The sequence below is a fragment of the Leptospira kobayashii genome, from assembly GCF_003114835.2.
Lineage (GTDB): Bacteria > Spirochaetota > Leptospiria > Leptospirales > Leptospiraceae > Leptospira_A > Leptospira_A kobayashii.
Window position 1 is genome coordinate 1391330 of record NZ_AP025028.1, and the last position, 19431, is coordinate 1410760.

Consider the following 19431-nt stretch of genomic DNA (forward strand, 5'->3'; position numbering starts at 1 on the left):
AATTATTTTCCTATTTGTTTTCTTAGGATCTCGACATTCTCCAAAAATCTTTTTTTCTCACCTTGTCTGGAAGAGTGACCGGCAAGGGATAAACCTACGGTTAAAAATCCTTCCTGATCTTTTTGGATGGACTTGATCATTCCGAAAGCGGTAAGAGGGGATTGCATCCTAAAGAAAATATCAAAATGAAATCCGCTGAGTTTCGGAATGCTTTGTAAAAGATCCGGATGATCGATTTTTACTTTGATTCCGCCTTCCGAAATATCAAGCACCGGATACTTTCCATCCACCTTAACCAAGTTAGAGTGTCTGATCCGATCCACCATTTCAAACGCGAGGGTTTTTGTTTCCATGGCTTTTACCAGGTCGAAATTTTCCGTTTTACTTTGCATTTGGATGTAACCGATGGGAATGGATTCATCATCGTCATTCAGGTAAAGTACGGGAAGTATGAGTTCCGAAATCACTTTCTGATTTCTAAACTGATTCATCTGTTGTTGGACGTCGGAATCTATTTCTTCCGAATATACCAAAAAATCTTCCGTCGGAGCTGTTTCGTAGGATTCTTCTTTTTGGGTGTCTTCAATCAGAAGTATCTTTTTTGTTGATTTAACACGCCTTATCTTTTCTGGATCATCCGAAGAGAAAGTGGAAATTTTAATAAAATCACATTTCCCATGAAGCCTGTTTTCATAGTCTTCAAAACTCACTTTTACGGCAGTGGGAACGATAAACATATCGGTCTCGATCTTCGCCTTGCTGGAAATTATGTTTGTAATCCAGACCGAACCGGGTGGAACGGAAAGTCGGGAGCTCTCTCTGTCCTTTTTGGCGATCGCTATTTTGTCCAGAACCAGGACATATTGATTGTCACCTTTGTCTTGTTCTACGGTGCAATCCAAGTGGAGGTATCTGCCTAGTATTTTATAAAGTACTAATTTTTGCCCCACATAGAGGGTAGTTGTAGGGCGGGTCCCTACAAGGATTTTTGTCCCGTCTCCTGCTACTTTTTTCAAATAGCAGACGTCTCCCCCGCCTTCCGTGTCCTTGATGTTCAGTTCCTGGTTTAAAAGGAACTTCGTCAGTACGTGGAGTTTCTTGTCCTTGTCTGAAAATACATCTAGAGATCGTCTCGTACGTTCAATTGTTTCCATTTGAGTTGGTGCTGTCTAAATTATCGGACGAAAAACAAACGAAATTCTCTTGCAAGGAGAGTTTTCTAGCCTAAAGTAGAAAAAGGAAGGATAATTATGTCAAATCACCCCCAACCAGGGACCGAACTCCTAGACGGAGTGAGCGGAGAAGAGCTCTTTTCGGTCAATATGGGCCTCACCTACCGGGATTTTTTGGTCCTGCCAGGTTTTATCGACTTCAATCCGAGCGATGTGGAGCTGGATACCAAACTTTCCAAGAATATTTCTCTGAAACGGCCTTTGATGAGTTCGCCTATGGACACTGTAACGGAGTCCGAGATGGCGATCGCACAAGCGTTGATGGGTGGAATTGGAATTATACACTATAATAATACCATTGAGGAACAATTGGAGCAGGTTCGAAAAGTAAAACGTTTCGAAAACGGGTTTATCAAAGATCCGGTACTGCTTTCTCCGGAGCACACTGTTGCCGATCTGGATGATGTAAAAGAAAAACACGGTTTCAGCGGGATTCCCATTACCGAAGACGGAACTGCAAATACCAAATTGGTAGGGATCGTTACCAACAGAGACGTGGATTTCGAACAGGATCGTTCCACTAAGCTCGGTAAGGTGATGACGAAAGAACTGATCACTGCAAACCAAGGCATCAGCCTGAAAGAAGCAAATGATATACTTCGTACCAGTAAAAAAGGAAAATTGCCGATCGTAGACAAACAAGGAAAACTTGTGGCTCTGATTTGCAGAAGTGATCTGAAGAAAAACAAAGAGTTTCCTCACGCCTCCAAAGATGATACCAAAAGATTGAGAGTAGGTGCGGCCATTTCCACATTGCCCGAATCTTTGGAACGTGTTTCTTTACTTTCTCAAATCGGTGTGGATGTGATCATCATTGATTCCGCTCAAGGAAATTCATCCTATCAAATTGAAATGATTCAGTTTATCAAAAAGAACTATCCTTCCATTGATGTGATCGCCGGGAATGTGGTCACTCAAGGACAAGCTGCCAATTTGATTGCTGCAGGAGCCGACGGGCTTAGAATCGGGATGGGTCCCGGTTCCATTTGCATCACTCAGGATACGATGGCAGTGGGTCGTGCTCAGGCAACTGCCGTTTATAAAACCGCGCACTATGCATCCAAACATGGAGTGCCTGTGATTGCTGACGGTGGGATTTCCAATATCGGAGACATTGCGAATGCTTTGGCGATCGGTGCCTCTATGTGTATGATGGGATCCATGTTTGCCGGAACAAAAGAAGCGCCTGGAGAGTATTTCTATGAGAATGGAATTCGTCTAAAACGTTATCGTGGTATGGCAAGTTTGGAAGCGATGAATAAAGGCGGAGACAAAAGATATTTTTCCGAATCACAAAAGATCAAGGTGGCACAAGGTGTTTCCGGGTATGTTGTGGATAAAGGATCCGTTTTGAATTTGATTCCTTATTTGGTGCAAGGTTTAAAACAGTCATTTCAAGATATGGGGTTTAGAAATGTTACGGATTTACACACGGCACTTCGCGCAGGACGAGTTCGGTTTGAAAGAAGAACCGAGTCAGCACAGGCGCAAGGTTCCGTTCATGGATTGTATTCCTATACCAAACCGTCCATGAGAGTTGAGTAACCAAACCAAAATTATGCGAAATACTTTGATTTATCTCTTTCTGGTTTTCACGCTGCCTTGCGTTTTGAATGCGCAAGGCGCTGCCTCTCCTGATGCGGTTTTATCCGCCCAGGAGTTATTGGCAAGACTTGACCGTGAATTGGATTACGGAAAAGGACTCGTTAAAGGTTCTTACGTACTCATTCGAAGAAACGGTCAGTCCGAAACCTGGAAGATCAATCGTTTCTTCAACGGAGAAGATGCACTTTATCTTTTTGACAGAAAGGGGAGAGGACTTGAATCGAAACTGCTTACCAAGGACGAAGGGGAAAATATCTATTTCTTCAATGTCTTAAGCGCCAAGTTATTCAAAAAGACGGATGATGAAAAATACGAAGCATTGATGGGAACAGGTTTTTTTTACATAGATTTGTCGGGTTATTCCTATCAGGCGAATTACAATCCTTTGGTGAACGGCGAACTTGAGATAGGTGGTGAATCTTTCTATCGCGTTTCCTTGAAACCGATCCTACCTTATTTTTATAAAAAACTGGTTCTCTTAATCGGCAAAAAGGATCTGAAGCCCTACAGGATCGACTTTCATGATAAGGACGGGATTTTGTTCAAAACCCTCAACTTAAAATACGGGCCTGTCAAAATCAAAGATTCTTCCAAAGTGGAAGAATTACAAAAAGCTTCCCGTTGGGAGATGTTAGACTTGAATACGGGTAGTATCACTGTTTGGGAAATTCAGGAAGTGGATAAGTCGGTAGCTCCCGATCAATCCCTTTTCGCAGTCGATAACCTGAGCCGATGAAACAGGACAGCTTTCTCGTTTTCAGAGAAGGTTTTGTTCCTAAGGAAAAGATTCCGATCCTGCCGGAAGAGATTGCGCACCTTCGCAGCCTTCGTCTGGACAAACAATCTTGTGAAATCGAGATTCGGGACGGTCTCGGAAAATCCTACTTATATTCTTATGAACCGGGAAATAGATCCATTTCCTTTCTTTCCGAAACATTACTGAGTTGCAACTTACGAGAGTTAACTTTGGCGATTGCTTTGCCCAAAGGTAATCGTTTGGATTTTTTCCTTCAAAAAGCCACGGAACTGGGGATCCATAAAATCTATTTCTGTATTTTCCGCCATTCCATCCGAAAGGAATTCAATCTGGATCGTGCTAAAAAAATAGTAAGAGAGGCCGCAAGCCAATCCAAACAAGCCATCTTACCCCTATTAGAGATAGTGGATGCAAAGATCTGGATGGAGGAAAATAAGAGTAGAATCTGTATTCTTCATCCTAGAGCGGAAAATGTTTATAAACCGGGAGATTTTTCCGGACTGATCCCTGTGATCGGGCCAGAGGGAGGATTTCATTCTGAGGAAGAAGAATGGATGTCTTTGGAAAAGATTCCTAAGTTTTCTTTTCCCGGGGGAATCCTTCGGATGGAAACCGCAGGTATTGCTGCGGCTTCTTTGATTGCTTTTGCGGAAAAGAAAGCTTAGAGTGCTGTCTTTTATCTTTTGCTGAGGAGCAAAAGCAAAGTATTGGAAAGGTTGCAGTTTGTGGTGCAATTGGACTGGCAAGTGGAGACAGACGGAAAATTGTCCCCCGTTACGCTCGGGTAGGCAGCCGCACATTGTGACTGACAAGCTCCCAAAGATCCGCCGTTACAAGTTAATGTATAAAGAAGCAGATTTTTCTCAATGGTTTTGTCTTCCCGTTCTTTGCAAGCAAAGGAGAAAAACACCAGACTGAGTAGAATGAAAAACTTTAGAACAGGATTCATATTTCAAGGATTTGGGTGGGTCATCTTTTCGTCAATCGGATCGTAAATCACTTGACCCGCTAGGTTTTTTCCATTGTCTGGAGGAAATCTAAGATGGCTGAAACTGCGAAAAAGGTTCTTGAGAAAAAAGGACAAGGGGAATATGAATTCACTCCCTATGGTGAGTTTTTGTCCTATTTTCACGCACATATCGATATTTTTAAAAGATTACTCAAAGCCAAAAAAACCGATCCCGCACAGATAGAGGCGATTTCAAAATCAGTGAAAGCCTATATGACGGCGAATATCAAAAAGACGGATCATTTTTTTGAAAATCTCCCTCAGTTTTCCACTATGTTAGGTGTTCCTCAAGGGGAAATTTCCAGTTATTTAAATACAAACTTCATTGAAGTTCTGGGAAAGGTTCAGGAAAAACTCAAAGCGCAAGAGTTGGACAAAATTAACAATGCTCCCGAACAACAATACGAACGTATTACGGAAGAAATCATAGAAAAATTGAAATTTGTTTTCCCGGCTGATACTCGTTTTGCGGAACGGGGGATATTGATCGTTTTGGAAAATACTAAGACGGGAGAGATCACAGAGCCGAAAGGACTTATGGCGGAGTCGGCAAGGGCGGCTCTAGCAGTGTCAGGCAATCCCGGTGAGAAAATAGGAACTGCTTCTTTGACGGAGGCACTTGCACAAGCGAACGCACCTCCGCCTCCTCCTGTAAAAAAAACACTCTTACCGGTAAAAGAAAAATCCATCTTACAGGAGATAGTCGAGCTCTTCGGAGATACATTGACCGGACAACCGTTGGAGATTCAGATCGGTCCTCCTGTAGACGAAAACGCTCCTATTGAAGAACCTCCTTCTTCCAAACAAGAAAAGAAAGACGATTATGAAATCGAAGACCTGGACTTTGAAGAAGACTCCGGTTCTTCCCAGTCACAAAATACTGCACCGGAAATCCCCGATGGAATTTTGGATGATATCGGAGGGATCTTGGATTTCGATTCAACCCCTGAGCCAGAGCCGGAACCACAGGATCCTTACTTGGAAACTGTTCGGAATTATTCGGTTAGAGAGTATATTGAATTAACATCAGTTATTGTATCTTATCAGCAAAAAGCGGATCAAGTAGGTTATCAAAACTGGCTGAGGGCCCAACCGGAATTTGAAAAAACGGTAATTTCCTTTCGCGCTCAACTGATGAAAGAAGCAAAAGCAGAACCTGTGGATTGGAACCAGGTATTCCAGGGAATTTCTTCCAAAACCGAATTTACCACTGACAGCTTACAGTTATTACAGCGGAAACTTAGAAACTTTCAAATTGTAAAAATGACTTTGGACAGAACCATCGCAGAACTAAAAAAGGGAACTCCTGAGTTTATGAATTTGGTTCGAATGGCATGGCCTCATATTCAGAAAGCATTTTTTGATGTTCCCAATTACGAAGCGGTACAAAGAAGTCTCAAGGGAATTCTTTCTCGGGTGAATGAGGAAAACCATAAAAAGGACCTAACACGGATTTTTTCACAAGCACTTAATTTCATTCAATCCAAGTATAAGGATTGATCCGGCGGCGGAAATACATACTTTCTGTAATCAGGGAGTAAATCTGTGAACAAAAGAATACTGCTTTTTTTCTTCGTTTTTCCTCTCGTTCTCTTTTCCGAAGAAACATTGATCGTAGATCCTTTGATGCAACGTCCTTGGATTTTGGATTCTCAAGCTGAGGAAAAAAACAGTTATCACCGGTTCCTGGCTTCCTCCAAAGAAATTATAAAAACAAAACTCGCTCAAGATGCATTCGGAAGAAATTATCATGTCTATCCTTCGCTAAAGATACGTTATACGATAGATAACGATTATCATAAGGAATTCCCCATTTTGGAAGACGGGGATCTTGCCATCAGGGAAATGGAGGCTTTGGTAGGAGTGGGAAGAGAAAAAGATGCTCTTTTTTTGGGAAAGGGAATCGGACTTTGCCAAAGACTTCATGCGGAAAAACAGAAAGATTTTATGCCTCTTTGGGCGAAAGAGGCGAATGTACTAACGAGCCAGCTTTCCAGTCGGCTTTTGGACAAGCCGGAAGAAATGTTTCTCGCATCGGACCCGTTTGGTTGTTATGCGGGCGGACCGGAATCTTTGGGAAATTTGTTTTTGGAATCCGAAACATTTCGATACAGATTGGTCGTTCCCAGTCAATTGAGATATGAAGGATTATTTCGAACGAACGCAGGTCATATCGGTTTGGAAAAGAATTTCATGTACAGACTCGTTCGTTTTGTGGAATTTCTTTCTCCTACCAGAAACGACGGTTGGGATGATATGGAGGAAGCACTCACCTTACAAACAGCAGGTCTAACAAAAAAAGCACCCAGGAAGATTTTATTTTCCGTTGCGTCCACATTCGATACGGTTCCGAGACTTCGGAATTCGAAAGATTATTTTCGATTTTGGGATAAGATGCGAGGTTTGAATCCCAAAATGATCCATGAAAAATCTTTTACCAGATTTGAAGAAAACGGGGATTATATTAGTAAATGGAAAGTGATCGACGAAACGGGGAACGTATCCTATTATCAAATGAAAGAATATTATTTTTATAAAGCTCCTTTGGGTTTTCTGATTTCTTTATCTTATCCCGAAACGGAAAAGGAAAAAGCAAACTCATATTGGAATCTGATTCGTTCCGAATTTAAGATGAGGGAATATTAGTATGTTTGCCTTTGTAGAAACTCCTAAGAAAAAAAGACCGAAGCGACCTGATTCCGAGCCGAGCATATTTCAATTATTTTGGATCGGGCTTTGTCTGATCTTGGGTTTTCTTATCGCGGTTTTGCCGTTTGGTGCTTACTTGCCTGTATCCATTTCCGTTTGGGCGCTTGTGATTCTGTTTTTACCTTTATTATTTATGGGAATCTATTTGATAAAAAAATACGGATATATGATTTTGATTTCCGTTTTTCTTTCGTTAGTTGGAGGCGGTATATCCATTCTGTTTTTGGGAGATTATATCGGGTATATGACAAGGATTACCGCTGTGACGGATATCAATCCGGAAGAAGCTGTGAAATATTCCCAATATAAATTTATCTTTTTGAAAAATTATAAAATACTAAAGGAGGAAGGAGGCAGTTTTCAAGCACCTCTTACCGTAAGAAGTCGCGGTGCCTCTAAATACTACGGTCCGGTGATTCAATTTCAATTTGCTCCCATTCGTTCCAGCTTCGCTCCGGAGAAAGATCTTTCCTTGTATGCGGTTTGCATGGCGAATTTGGGTTCTTTCTGTTCTTTCTCAGATTCCGGAACGGGAGGAAATGTATTGCACGAGTCCATCTGGGATTCGGAAAAAAGAAATGCCAAAGGAAATATTCCCAAGGAAGGGTCGATCTTCCTGGTTTGGAAACCATGGGGAGAAATGGAAATCCGGAGAAAAGGGATTTGGTCTTTGGGCAGTGTCCTGGTTGTGCTTTTGATTTGGGCGGGGTTCTGTTTTGGTAAGAAGATCTTTCAGATGAAAGCTCAAGATATTATCTAAACTTTTTCTTTTTTTGTTTTCGATCCTTCCTCATTTTTCATTCTTTTCCCCATGGTGAATCGGACCTTCTTTCGTAAATTTTTTCTTCCGGCAAGTTTATTCGTTTTAACAACGACTTCCTTTTTTTCCCAAAATCCATCTCCTCATATCGAATTGTTCACCCCCGAAGGGAGTTCCAAACAAGTCAAACAAACTCAAGTTAGGTTTTCGAAGCCGATGGTAACATTGGGGGATCCCAGACCCAAACAAGATATCTTTAAAATCAATTGTCCTATTGCCGGGGCTCCCCGTTGGATCGATAGTTCCACTTGGGTGTATGAGTTTGAAAGAGAGCTTCCGGGAGGTGTGAAATGCGATTTCGTTTTGTATGATTCCGTTAAAACTTTGGACGGGCAAACGATTTCGGGCCAAAAAACTTTTCTATTTGATACAGGCGGGCCTTCCATTCTATATTCATCCCCTTATTCGGGAGGAACTGTTGACGAAGATCAGATTTTTATATTGAATCTGGATGCAAAACCTGACCTAAATAGTGTTTTGCGAAACGCCTATTTTACAGAGCAGGATTTATCCAACAGGATCGGCTTGGAAATCGTGGAAGGAAAAACAAGAACCGATATTTTAAAAAGTCAATACGCTTCCGATGTCGAAACTACGATCCTAGTCAAAGCCAAGCAGACTTTTTTACCGGAAAAAAACATCCAACTCGTATGGGGTAAAGGTGTTCGTTCTTCCTGGGGCGGTGAAATTGCAGAAGACGAAATCCATAATTTCAAAGTCAGAGCACCTTTTTCCGTTAGTTTTTCCTGCGAGAGAGTGAATGCCAAAGCGGATTGTATCCCTATTTTGCCATTTAGTCTTTATTTCAGCGGTGCCGTTCCGACGGATGAACTTTCAAAGATCAGCTTAAAATCCAAATCGGGAAAAGAATATCCTTCGAAACTTGATCCCGAAGATAAAAATTCAAAGAGTTCACATTACTTAAGTTTTGCGGGGCCGTTTCCGGAAAACGAAGAATTCATCATTCAGATTCCACCCGGTCTGAAAGATGAAACCGGTAGATCGCTTGTAAATCAATCCGGTTTCCCGCTGACAGTGCGTTCCGGTGAATTCCCCCCTCTTGCCAAATTTCCTGCAAAGTTCGGAATCCTGGAACTGAATGCGAATCCTGCCATTCCAGTCACCGTTCGGAATATTGAAACGCAACTTCCTTTGAAAACAGTCTCTCTTAACATTACAAGTAGTACGCAAAAAACAATCGATCCTATCGAGGTTCAGAAATGGTTTCAGGCACTTTCCAAACAGGAAAGGGAAAAATCCATTTTTGCATCCAAGATTGCCACGGGACAGCCTGTCTCGACCAATTTACCGAAACCAAACGGGAAAAAGGCGATGGAAGTCGTCGGAATTCCATTGGAAAAACCGGGCTTTTACGTTGTTGAACTTGCCAGTGATGTGTTAGGTGCTTCTCTCCTTGAAAAAAAAGGAAAGATGTACGTAACAAGCGGAGCTCTGGTTACGAATATGTCGGTTCATTTCAAATGGGGAAGAGAATCGAGTCTCGTTTGGGTGACCTCTCTCGATAAAGCGGCTCCCGAACCGGGAGTGATTGTAAAAATCATAGATTGCAAAGGTACTGTCCGCGGAACGGGTATAACGGGGAAAGAAGGAACCGTTCGATTCGGAAAGATGGGAACGGGAGAAGTTCCTTACTGCGGATATTATGAAATGGGGAGCGGTCTTTCCGTATTTGCTGCGAAAGGAGAGGATTTTAGTTTTACTTCAACTAACTGGGATAAGGGGATTGAGTCCTGGAGATATCAGTTACCATCCTCCCAATACAACGATTCTTCCGAAATCCAGACAGTTGTCATGGATAGGACTTTATTCAGAGCAGGGGAGACTGTTCATCTGAAACATTTCAGAAGAGGACATTCCATCCAAGGTATGACTGCAAGCGATCCCAAACTTTATCCTAAAAAAGTAGTGATCCAACATGAAGGTTCGGGAGAAAAATTCGTTTCTCCTTTGGTGTGGTCTTTTCCTGGTTCCACGGAATCCGAATTTGCTATTCCGAAACAGGCAAGACTCGGAACTTATAAGATTTTTTATCCGTATTCGGAAGAGGATGATTCTTACGGAAATACGGTTGCAAGTTTCAGGGTGGAAGAATTTCGCCTTCCTGTGTTACACGGAGGAATCCAGCTTTCGGAAGGAGCGGGTTATCTCGTTGCACCAAACCAAGCTAAGGTGGAATTGAATTTACAATATTTGTCTGGAGGAGGAGCTTCCAAATTTCCGGTTACGGTGAGAGGGCAGATCAGTCCACAGAGTTTTTCCGTTTCGGAAGAATACTCCGAGTTTTCCTTTTTCCCTGAAAAAATCGAAACGGGAAGAGTCGTTTTGGATGAAGAAGGAGGCGACTCCGGTGAAGACTCCAAACGAAAAACATATCCGGGTGAAAAAATCAATCTGGATGAAAAAGGTTTTTCCAGTTTTTCCTTTAAGGATATGAATTCGATTTCTTCCGATTCCTCGCTGGAAGTCGAAATGGAATATCTCGATCCGAGCGGTGAAATCCAGACGACATATCGCAGTTTTCCAATTTATTCCGCCAATCTAAGGATAGGTATTTTGCCGAAGGGTTGGATGTTTACCAAAGATAAGGTAGAGATGCAAATACTTGCTCTCGATCTTAAGAACCAACCTAAGAAAAACCAAAAGATCACGGTTAAGGCTTTTTCCAGATCCTATTATTCCAACAGACGTAGATTAGTTGGTGGATATTACGCTTATGACCATTACAAGGAAGTAAAGGATTTAGGTACATTTTGTACGGGAAAAACCAATGAAAAAGGTATCCTCTTTTGCGACGCTCCTGCCCCGGCTACGGGAGAGATTCTTTTTTCCGCTTCTTCCGAGGATGAGAAAGGAAATTTTACCGCTTCCACCCAATCGATTTGGGTAGCCTCCTCCGAAGAATCCTGGTTTGAAGCAAGTGATCATAATCGAATGGATATCCTGCCTGAAAAAAGCAATGTGGAAATAGGTGAGACATTAAAAGTCCAGTTGAGGTCTCCTTTTCGGGAAGCAACGGCACTTGTCACAATCGAAAGAGAAGGAATTATGGATTCCTTTGTAATGCCGGTTACAGGAAAAGAACCTACTATTAGTTTTCCCATCAAAAAAGAATATTCACCTAACATATATGTTTCTGTTCTTCTTATCCGGGGCAGGGTAGGCGATCCGAAACCTACTGCACTTGTCGATTTGGCAAGGCCGTCTTTTCGAATGGGGATCATTCCCATTCATGTCGGATGGAAACCTTATGAATTGAGTGTAAACGTGAAGACGAAAAACTCCAATTATAAGGTAAGAGAAAAGGTAGAAGCGAATATCCAAGTCAAAGGTGCAAACGGTAAACCGCCGGAAGCCGGTGGAGAATTGGCTGTTGCCGTTGTGGATGAAGCTCTTCTTGAACTTTCCGGCAACCCGACTTGGAAGCTTTTGGATGCAATGATGGGACTTCGCGGACATGAAGTCAATACTTCGACTGGTCAAAGTCAGGTGATCGGAAGAAGACATTTCGGCTTGAAAGCGAGACCGACGGGAGGAGGGGGCGGAAAGAGCCCTACAAGATCCTTGTTCGATACTCTTCTTTATTGGAAAGGTAAAATCGTATTGGATAAGGAAGGTCGTGCGACCATCAATTTCCCGTTAAACGACTCTCTTTCTTCCTTTAAAATTGTTGCCATTGCTTCTTCGGGAATTTCCGAATTCGGAACAGGTTCCGTTAGCATTCAATCCACCCAAGACATTCAGATTTTTTCCGGTATCCCGAGTGTTGTAAGGGAAGGAGATTCCATACTACATGAGTATTCCGTTCGGAATGCAACTTCATCGGAAAAAAAGATCATTGCAAAACTTTCCGTTACCGATTCGGGAACTTCTCCTTCATTGAAAAAAACTGTTCTTGTTTTACCTGAGAAAACTTTGTCTTTGGGTGGTTCCGCGACAGGAGTGTTTGCGTGGGATTTGAAAGTTCCGAATGATTTGCAATCTAGGAACCTGGTTTTGGAAGTGAAAGACGATTCGGGAACCATACTCGATCGAATCGCAGTCGATCAAAAAGTATTGCCTAATCTGGTTCAAAGGGTTTATCAAGCAGGGCTATTTCAATGGGAGGGTGAGTTCAAAGAAAGCATAGAATCTCCTTCAGACTCCATTCCCGGATCGAGTTTTTTTAAAGTAACAACTTCACCTAGCATTCTGGGGAGTCAGAAAGCAGTAGAAGATTATTTTAAAAAGTATCCTTATAATTGTTTGGAACAAAAAGTTTCCACGGCAATCGGGCTTTCCAGTGCAAGCAGATGGAAACAAATCGATTCGGAACTGGGATCCTATTTGGATTCGAATGGACTGGTAAAATACTTTCCCCGAATGGAAAGTGGAAGCGAGATATTAACCGCCTACGTTCTCACCTCAAGTAAGTTAGATGGTTTTGACCTGAACGGAGATTCCGTTACTAAGATGGTGGAAGGTCTACGGGCGTTTTTACTCGGAAATATTCGGGGAGATAGTTGGACCTTCGGTGCGGATTCTGTAATTCGTAAGATCATAGTTATGGAAGCACTTTCCCGTTATGAAACTTTGGAATGGGATTTGGTAAGTCCTGTATATGTAAATATCGAACTACTTCCTACTGCCTCGCTTATCGATTTGAGTGAAATTCTAACGAGAGTGAACGGATACGATCCTAAGTTGAAATCCCGTATTGCAAGTGCTTTGCGATCCAGATTGAATCTGCAAGGAACGGAACTAGTGATCGCGGATTCGAATTTTTCCAATCCGTGGTGGATTCTGGGATCCAATGATTACACAATGTCCAGATTAGTGTTATGGTCTTTTACCGACCCCTCTTTTAAAAAGGATATGCCTAGACTTATCAAAGGTTTAACTCAAAAGCAAAAGAAGGGAAGATGGGACACTACTTTGGGAAATGCATATGGAATCCTGGCTTTAAAGAAAGCGGGTAAAGTATTGGAAAGCGAACGAGTACAAGGCGGCAATGTTTCCTTAAGCGATGGCAAATCCGTTTTTTCTTTGGATCCGAATGTTTCCGATAAAAATTCCGCATTGGTTCCGATGGAATCGGGAAAGAAAGAAATGGCAGTCGGTTATTCCGGTAAGGGGAAACCTTGGATTTTCTGGGAAGCGAAAAGTAAAATTCCATTGAAGGAGCCTCTTTTCAGCGGTTATCGGATCAAACGATCGATCGAAGCGGTCAGCCGTGCTTCTTCCGATAAATGGACCAAGGGGGATATTTTGAAGATCCGTTTGGAGATTACCGCCGACTCGGAAAAAACCTGGGTGGTTTTGGAAGATCCAATCCCCGCCGGTTCCGTTCATATAGGCCGAGGTTTGGGAAAAGAGTCCAAGATCCTAAGCGGAAGAATTACAAATGATCAAGATTTTTCACCTAGTTTCGAAGAGAGGTCGTTTACAAATTACCGTGCCTATTACGAATATTTGCCACAGGGAACTTGGGTTACGGAATATACGATTCAATTGAACCATCCTGGAATTTTTCCTCTCCCTCCTACTCGGGTGGAAGCGATGTATTCTCCGGAAACATTTGCGGAATCTCCCAACGGAGTTTTTGAGATTTCGAGTTCGGATTCCTAGGAAAAGTTTACGGATTTAGGGGTTATGGAATTATGACTCCAATGGAAGAAATTCCAGCCCCTTCATCCCTTCGAAAAGTACTGTTCGCCGTAATTGGCTACACGGTTTTTTTTTACTTATTCTTTTTATTATTTAATACATCTTTTACAATTATGGGCGTGGATGTAGGAGATTACCTAAAACAATACTTAGGTGATTTTTTCGGGGTTTATCTATTTTCCACATTCAAGGTTTTTTCCGCTTCTCTTGTATTTCATTTCTCATTGGGGATTTTATTTCATTATAGTTTGGAATCCTATCCGCGCTTTAAGATAAAAAAACAAATTCCCTTACTACTCCTATATCTTTTCGCAATGGATTTGCTCGGGCTATTTCATTCCATCATTCTTTATCCTCAGATCTACGGAGAATTTTTCTTTTATCGTTATTCTTCTCTTTCTTCCCTCTTGTATTTTTTTACGGATCATTTTTCACCCGATTTCTTTTTTTATACGATCGTTTTGATTTTGTCCGTTCAATTGGCGAACATATTGTACTATGTTTGGAAGGAAAAAACAAAACTATCCTTCTTTTATTTAACGACAATCCTACTTATACTTCTTTTTCATCGGTTCGGTAGCTTATACCCGGCACTTGCTTTTATTGCGGTCTTTCCCATCTTACATAAGTTAAAAGATAGGATACATATCAGAACTTACTTCCTATTGATTCCGTTTCTTGTCTTTCTTTTTCCCTTCCCTTTTCTATTCGATTCTTTATATGGAACTTTCACGGAAAATCATAAGGGCAAACCGCCTGTTATTTTGATTTCCGCCGATTCGCTTCGATACGACAAACTGGGGTTTGTGAATGGCAATCGGGAAATCACACCGAATATAGATTTATTTTCGAAAGACAGTTTTGTTTTCCATGACCATCATACTACGATTCCGCGTACTTTTCCAAGTTGGGCGGATCTATTGACAGGAAAGTATTCGATGACTCATAAAGTCAGAGATATGTTTCCGTCTAAGGCGGAAAAAAACAGAATCGGTTCCAAAGAGTTTCCTACCATAGGACAGAAGCTAAAAGAGATAGGTTATAAAACATCGGCTATCGGAAGTTTTGCGGCGGATATTTTTCCAAGGGCGGATTTCGGCTTTGATGAAGTATTGGCTCCCAATTTCAACGCTAAGGTAATGACTTTACAAAGAACGGCGGAGTCTCAACTATTTTTATTGCCTGTTGTTACGGGAAGTTTTCTGGGCGGTGGAGATTATATTGAAGAGATGGACGGATTGTCCACTTGGGGGGACGGTAAAAGGATTGTAGACCGGCTCAAGAAAGTGGTAAGGAAATCAGGCAAATCTTCTTTTTTTCTAACATACTTTTCCAGCGTAGTTCATTTCCCATATACACCCGCTTATCCCAATTACAAAAAATTCACAAATCCCGATTACTATGGTAAATACAAATATCTGAAATTTGTCGATCCGACTGCTACGGACAAACTGAATAGCGAAGAGATCGAACAGATCCGAGGCTTATTCGATTCCTCCGTATATGCATTTGATGAAGAATTCGGTGCCATCATTCGATTTTTAAAAGATAAGGATTTGTATGATAAATCAATTATCATTCTGACCGCAGATCACGGTGAAGCTTTGTACGAAGACATCCACGGACAAGGACACGGGGAACATTTGAGAGGGGAGGCGGTCACTAAGGTTCCGTTATTGATTAAGTTCCCTTCCGATAGTAAGTATGTTTCTCTGCCGAATCGCGAATTTTTCGGAACTACTTCCTCGGTTGATCTTTTTCCCACTTTATCGGATTATTTTTCAATTCCAATCGAACAAGAGTTACCTGGTATGTCTTTGTTGGGCATTATCGGAGAGAAAGATTGGGCGAACGACAGAGTCGTATATTCCGAAACCGGGATTTGGTTTTCCGATATAGGTGATCATTTTTTTCAATCCCAAAGAATTCCGTATCCAAATATTTTGGAACTCCATCAAGTGGTTCCAGAAGAAGAATTTCAGATCATGATAACCGACCGTAATTTTCAGGAGACGATTGCTTTCGCCAAACATCGGTCAGTTCAAAACTCACGCTATAAGTTTATATACATTCCGACTAGAAAAGGTGTCCTATTTGAGCTTTACGATAGGAAAAACGACCCCTTGAATACCAAAAACATTTTTCCGACCGGAGCTATCGGTCTTTCTTTAAAGGAAAACTTATACTCACTAGTAAAGAAATGGGAAGACGCAAGTCAGGCAGGAGAATATCTTTTGCCTGGGACACTCAGGAATGGCGACTTATAGTGAATTTTTAATAATAGATATAGGAAGAAAAATATGCCGAAACGTAGTGATTTAAATTCGATTTTAATTATTGGTTCAGGTCCGATTGTAATCGGTCAAGCTTGCGAGTTTGACTATTCCGGGACGCAAGCTACGAAAGCCCTTCGTGAAAAAGGGATTCGCGTAATTCTTGTTAACTCAAATCCGGCCACGATCATGACTGATCCGGATCTGGCAGATGCAACCTATATCGAACCTTTGACGGTTCCTGTTTTGGAAAAGATCATCAAAAAGGAAAAACCGGATGCCATCTTACCTACGGTAGGTGGGCAAACCGCTTTGAACCTGGCTCTGGCTTTGCACAGAGACGGTATACTGGAAAAATATAATGTAGAATTGATCGGCGCAAAGGTCGAAGCGATTCGTAAAGCGGAGGATCGGGAGCTTTTCAAAAAAGCTATGGAAAAATTGAACATCCGGGTAGCGAAATCGGTTATGGTTTCGGATATGGTCGCAGCCAGAGCCGCCGCGATCGAGATCGGTTTTCCCATCATCATTCGCCCGGCCTTCACTCTCGGGGGAACGGGAGGAGGGACTTGCTATGATCAGGATGAATTCGAAGATATTGCAGCAAAAGGTTTATCCGCATCTCCAATTTCGCAAATCCTGGTAGAAGAATCAGTATTAGGTTGGAAAGAATTCGAGTTGGAAGTCATGCGGGATCTAGCGGACAACGTAGTGATTATCTGTTCGATTGAAAACCTGGATCCGATGGGGGTTCATACCGGAGATTCCATTACTGTTGCCCCACAACAAACGTTAAGTGATAAAGAATATCAGAGACTCAGGGATATGTCGATCGATATTATCCGTGAAATCGGAGTTGAAACAGGCGGTTCCAATATCCAGTTCGCAGTCAACCCGGCAGATGGGGATGTGATAGTAATTGAGATGAATCCTCGTGTTTCGCGCTCGTCCGCGCTTGCATCGAAAGCGACCGGTTTCCCTATCGCCAAAATTGCAGCCTTATTATCCATCGGATATACTTTGGATGAGATTAAGAATGACATTACTCGTGTAACTCCCGCTAGTTTTGAGCCTTCTATAGATTATGTTGTAACGAAAATACCTAGATTTGCATTCGAAAAATTTCCTGGTAGCGATCCGACTCTAGGTGTTCAGATGAAGGCCGTGGGCGAAGCAATGGCGATCGGTCGAACATTCAAAGAGAGTTTTCAAAAAGCGCTTCGTTCTTTGGAATCGGATCGTTTCGGTTTCGGAAGTGACGGTTATTTGAAAGAGTTGATAGAATGGGACGGAATCAAAGATTCCGATAAAAAAGAATGGCTTACTGCAAAAGTAAAAAGACCCACCGACAAACGGATATTTTACGTCAAGCTTGCATTCAATTACGGATTGAGTGTGGAAGAGATTCATGATATATGCAAAATTGATCCTTGGTTTTTATATCAATTCGATGAATTGTTAACTTTGGAAAAAAGATTCAAAACGGAAGGTCGAACCATCTTGAGAGAAATGAAGAAGGCGGGATTTTCCAACCGCCAGTTGGCATTCCTAACTAAAGAATCTGAAATTTATACTCAGTTGCGAAGCGGCGCTCCGATAGACGTTACCAAATCGAAAATCGAAGGGATTTTACGCAAAGAGGAAGAGGATTTGGAAACTTATCTTCTAAAGGAACACTTAAGTCCTGTTTATAAAAGAATCGATACCTGTGCGGGGGAATTCGAAGCATTTACACCTTATTTGTATTCTTCATATGATGAAGAAGATGAAGCTGAAGTTTCTTCCAGAAAGAAAGTGATGATCTTGGGAAGCGGTCCGAACAGGATCGGCCAAGGAATCGAATTCGACTATTGTTGCTGTCATGCTTCTTTCGCATTACAAGATGCAGGTGTTGAATCGATTATGATCAATTCCAATCCTGAGACGGTTTCTACGGATTATGATACTTCCGACAGACTTTATTTCGAGCCGCTTTGTTTGGAAGATGTTTTGAATATCTTTAGAAAAGAAAAGCCCGATGGTGTTATTGTTCAGTTAGGCGGTCAAACTCCTTTGAAATTGGCTCGGGCCCTTGAAAAAAGAGGTGTTCCTATCATTGGAACGAGTCCAGATTCCATTGACCGTGCGGAGGACAGAAAACGATTTGCAGAAGTTTTAGACAAATTGAAACTCCGTTCTCCTGAAAACGGAATTGCGTCTTCGAAAGAAAAAGCAAGAGAAATTGCTACTAGAATCGGTTATCCCGTCCTGGTTCGACCTTCTTATGTATTAGGTGGCCGGGCCATGTTGATCGTGAACGAAGAAGTCGAACTAGATCGTTATATGGAGGAAGCGGAAGAGGTGTCCGAAGACAGACCTTTGCTCGTTGACTCGTTTTTACAGGACGCAACTGAAGTAGATGTGGATGCACTCTGTGATGGAAAGGACGTATTTGTTGCGGGCATCATGGAACATATTGAAGAAGCGGGAGTTCATTCCGGAGATTCCGCGTGTGTTCTTCCTCCTCAATCCATTTCTACAAGAATGATCCAAGAAATTGAAGAGGCAACTCACAAATTGGCGATCGAATTGAATGTAAAGGGATTGATCAACATTCAATTTGCAATCAAAGATGAAACTCTTTATGTGATCGAAGTGAACCCACGTGCTTCCAGAACTGTTCCTTTCGTTGCAAAGTCCATTGGAGTCCCTATCGTAAAATTAGCCGTTCGCATTATGTTAGGTGAATCGCTTGCTAGTTTCAACTTGGGGAAAAGATTTTCCGCACCGATGATTACCGTAAAAGAAGCAGTGCTTCCTTTTAGCAAATTTCCCGGTGTGGACACAATTCTCGGTCCAGAAATGCGTTCTACCGGCGAAGTAATGGGTATCGCTTTATCAAAAGGTGAGGCATTTGTGAAAGCTCAGATCATGGCGGGTGAAGAACCTCCTAAACAGGGAACGGTTTTTGTCACTATCAATGATAAGACTAAGAAGGAATTATTGGAACCTGTGCGCTCTCTTTCCAACTTGGGTTATATTCTGATTGCGACGGAGGGAACACATAAGTTTTTATCTGAGAACGGAATTTTATCTAGCAAGATCAATAAGATCTATGACGGATACTTTCCGAACGTAATTGATTATATCAAAGAGAAAAAAATCCACTTGATTATCAATACTCCTCTATCACGTGTTACTCGGGAAAACGCGTTTACAATCAGACAAGCGGCAATTAAATACAAGGTGCCTTGTTTGACCACGGCTCAAGCCGCTAAGGCATTGATCCATGGTCTGGTTGAAATGAAGGATAAGGGATTTACCGTGAATTCCTTGCAGGAAATTCACAAAATTCCTAAAAAGAAATAAGATGATAAAGATCT

11 protein-coding genes are annotated in these 19431 nt (G+C 41.9%); 9 read left to right on the top strand and 2 right to left on the bottom strand.

The annotated features are described in order from the left end of the window. Positions 1 to 2: 2 nt before the first annotated feature. Positions 3 to 1154 (bottom strand): DUF1577 domain-containing protein, encoded by a 1152-nt coding sequence (locus tag DI077_RS06120; protein WP_109018723.1) that lies wholly within the window; start codon positions 1152 to 1154, stop codon positions 3 to 5. Positions 1155 to 1250: 96 nt separating this feature from the next. On the opposite strand from DI077_RS06120, the gene guaB reads away from it, so the two are divergent. From guaB to DI077_RS06135, 3 genes are read left to right on the top strand one after another with little or no spacing between them, the layout of a single operon-like run. Next, the gene (gene guaB / locus DI077_RS06125) at positions 1251 to 2777 is read left to right on the top strand and encodes an IMP dehydrogenase (RefSeq protein ID WP_109018724.1); all 1527 of its coding nucleotides are present in this window, start codon (positions 1251 to 1253) and stop codon (positions 2775 to 2777) included. Between the two features lie 13 nt (positions 2778 to 2790). After that, positions 2791 to 3573 carry an outer membrane lipoprotein-sorting protein gene (locus tag DI077_RS06130; RefSeq protein ID WP_109018725.1) on the top strand — a complete coding sequence of 261 codons (783 nt, stop codon included), beginning with the start codon at positions 2791 to 2793 and terminating at the stop codon, positions 3571 to 3573. Continuing rightward, a complete protein-coding gene (locus DI077_RS06135) occupies positions 3570 to 4259 on the top strand; it encodes a 16S rRNA (uracil(1498)-N(3))-methyltransferase (protein WP_109018726.1) in 690 nt (229 codons plus the stop codon). The genes DI077_RS06130 and DI077_RS06135 overlap by 4 nt, the downstream gene beginning before the upstream one ends. Positions 4260 to 4270: 11 nt before the next feature. On the opposite strand, the gene DI077_RS06140 is transcribed toward DI077_RS06135, so the two are convergent. Next, the gene (locus tag DI077_RS06140; RefSeq protein ID WP_242935384.1) at positions 4271 to 4543 is read right to left on the bottom strand and encodes a hypothetical protein; all 273 of its coding nucleotides are present in this window, start codon (positions 4541 to 4543) and stop codon (positions 4271 to 4273) included. 93 nt (positions 4544 to 4636) lie between these two features. On the opposite strand from DI077_RS06140, the gene DI077_RS06145 reads away from it, so the two are divergent. The 6 genes from DI077_RS06145 to carB all read left to right on the top strand — a co-directional run bounded on the left by DI077_RS06145 (position 4637) and on the right by carB (position 19417). Next, positions 4637 to 6103: a hypothetical protein gene (locus DI077_RS06145; protein ID WP_109018727.1), complete on the top strand. Its 1467-nt coding sequence runs from the start codon at positions 4637 to 4639 to the stop codon at positions 6101 to 6103. 45 nt (positions 6104 to 6148) lie between these two features. Further along, positions 6149 to 7249, top strand: coding sequence for an LIC10775 family protein (locus tag DI077_RS06150; RefSeq protein ID WP_109018728.1), 1101 nt, complete (start codon positions 6149 to 6151; stop codon positions 7247 to 7249). 1 nt (position 7250) lies between these two features. After that, complete coding sequence (locus DI077_RS06155; protein WP_109018729.1) at positions 7251 to 8072, top strand: hypothetical protein; 822 nt, start codon at positions 7251 to 7253, stop codon at positions 8070 to 8072. Positions 8073 to 8123: 51 nt separating this feature from the next. Continuing rightward, entirely contained in the window at positions 8124 to 13757 is a 5634-nt protein-coding gene (locus DI077_RS06160) for an alpha-2-macroglobulin family protein (RefSeq protein ID WP_109018730.1), read from the top strand. 152 nt (positions 13758 to 13909) lie between these two features. Further along, positions 13910 to 16063: a sulfatase family protein gene (locus DI077_RS06165; protein ID WP_242935385.1), complete on the top strand. Its 2154-nt coding sequence runs from the start codon at positions 13910 to 13912 to the stop codon at positions 16061 to 16063. A 33-nt stretch (positions 16064 to 16096) separates the two neighbouring features. Next, on the top strand, positions 16097 to 19417 hold the full coding sequence (carB, locus tag DI077_RS06170; RefSeq protein WP_109018731.1) for a carbamoyl-phosphate synthase large subunit: 3321 nt from the start codon (positions 16097 to 16099) through the stop codon (positions 19415 to 19417). Positions 19418 to 19431: the final 14 nt, after the last annotated feature.

Coding starts and splice junctions, on each gene's coding strand:
- DI077_RS06120 (WP_109018723.1), bottom strand. CDS start 1,154: ATGGAAACAATTGAACGTACGAGACGATCTCTAGATGTATTTTCAGAC.
- guaB (WP_109018724.1), top strand. CDS start 1,251: ATGTCAAATCACCCCCAACCAGGGACCGAACTCCTAGACGGAGTGAGC.
- DI077_RS06130 (WP_109018725.1), top strand. CDS start 2,791: ATGCGAAATACTTTGATTTATCTCTTTCTGGTTTTCACGCTGCCTTGC.
- DI077_RS06135 (WP_109018726.1), top strand. CDS start 3,570: ATGAAACAGGACAGCTTTCTCGTTTTCAGAGAAGGTTTTGTTCCTAAG.
- DI077_RS06140 (WP_242935384.1), bottom strand. CDS start 4,543: ATGAATCCTGTTCTAAAGTTTTTCATTCTACTCAGTCTGGTGTTTTTC.
- DI077_RS06145 (WP_109018727.1), top strand. CDS start 4,637: ATGGCTGAAACTGCGAAAAAGGTTCTTGAGAAAAAAGGACAAGGGGAA.
- DI077_RS06155 (WP_109018729.1), top strand. CDS start 7,251: ATGTTTGCCTTTGTAGAAACTCCTAAGAAAAAAAGACCGAAGCGACCT.
- DI077_RS06160 (WP_109018730.1), top strand. CDS start 8,124: ATGGTGAATCGGACCTTCTTTCGTAAATTTTTTCTTCCGGCAAGTTTA.
- DI077_RS06165 (WP_242935385.1), top strand. CDS start 13,910: ATGGGCGTGGATGTAGGAGATTACCTAAAACAATACTTAGGTGATTTT.
- carB (WP_109018731.1), top strand. CDS start 16,097: ATGCCGAAACGTAGTGATTTAAATTCGATTTTAATTATTGGTTCAGGT.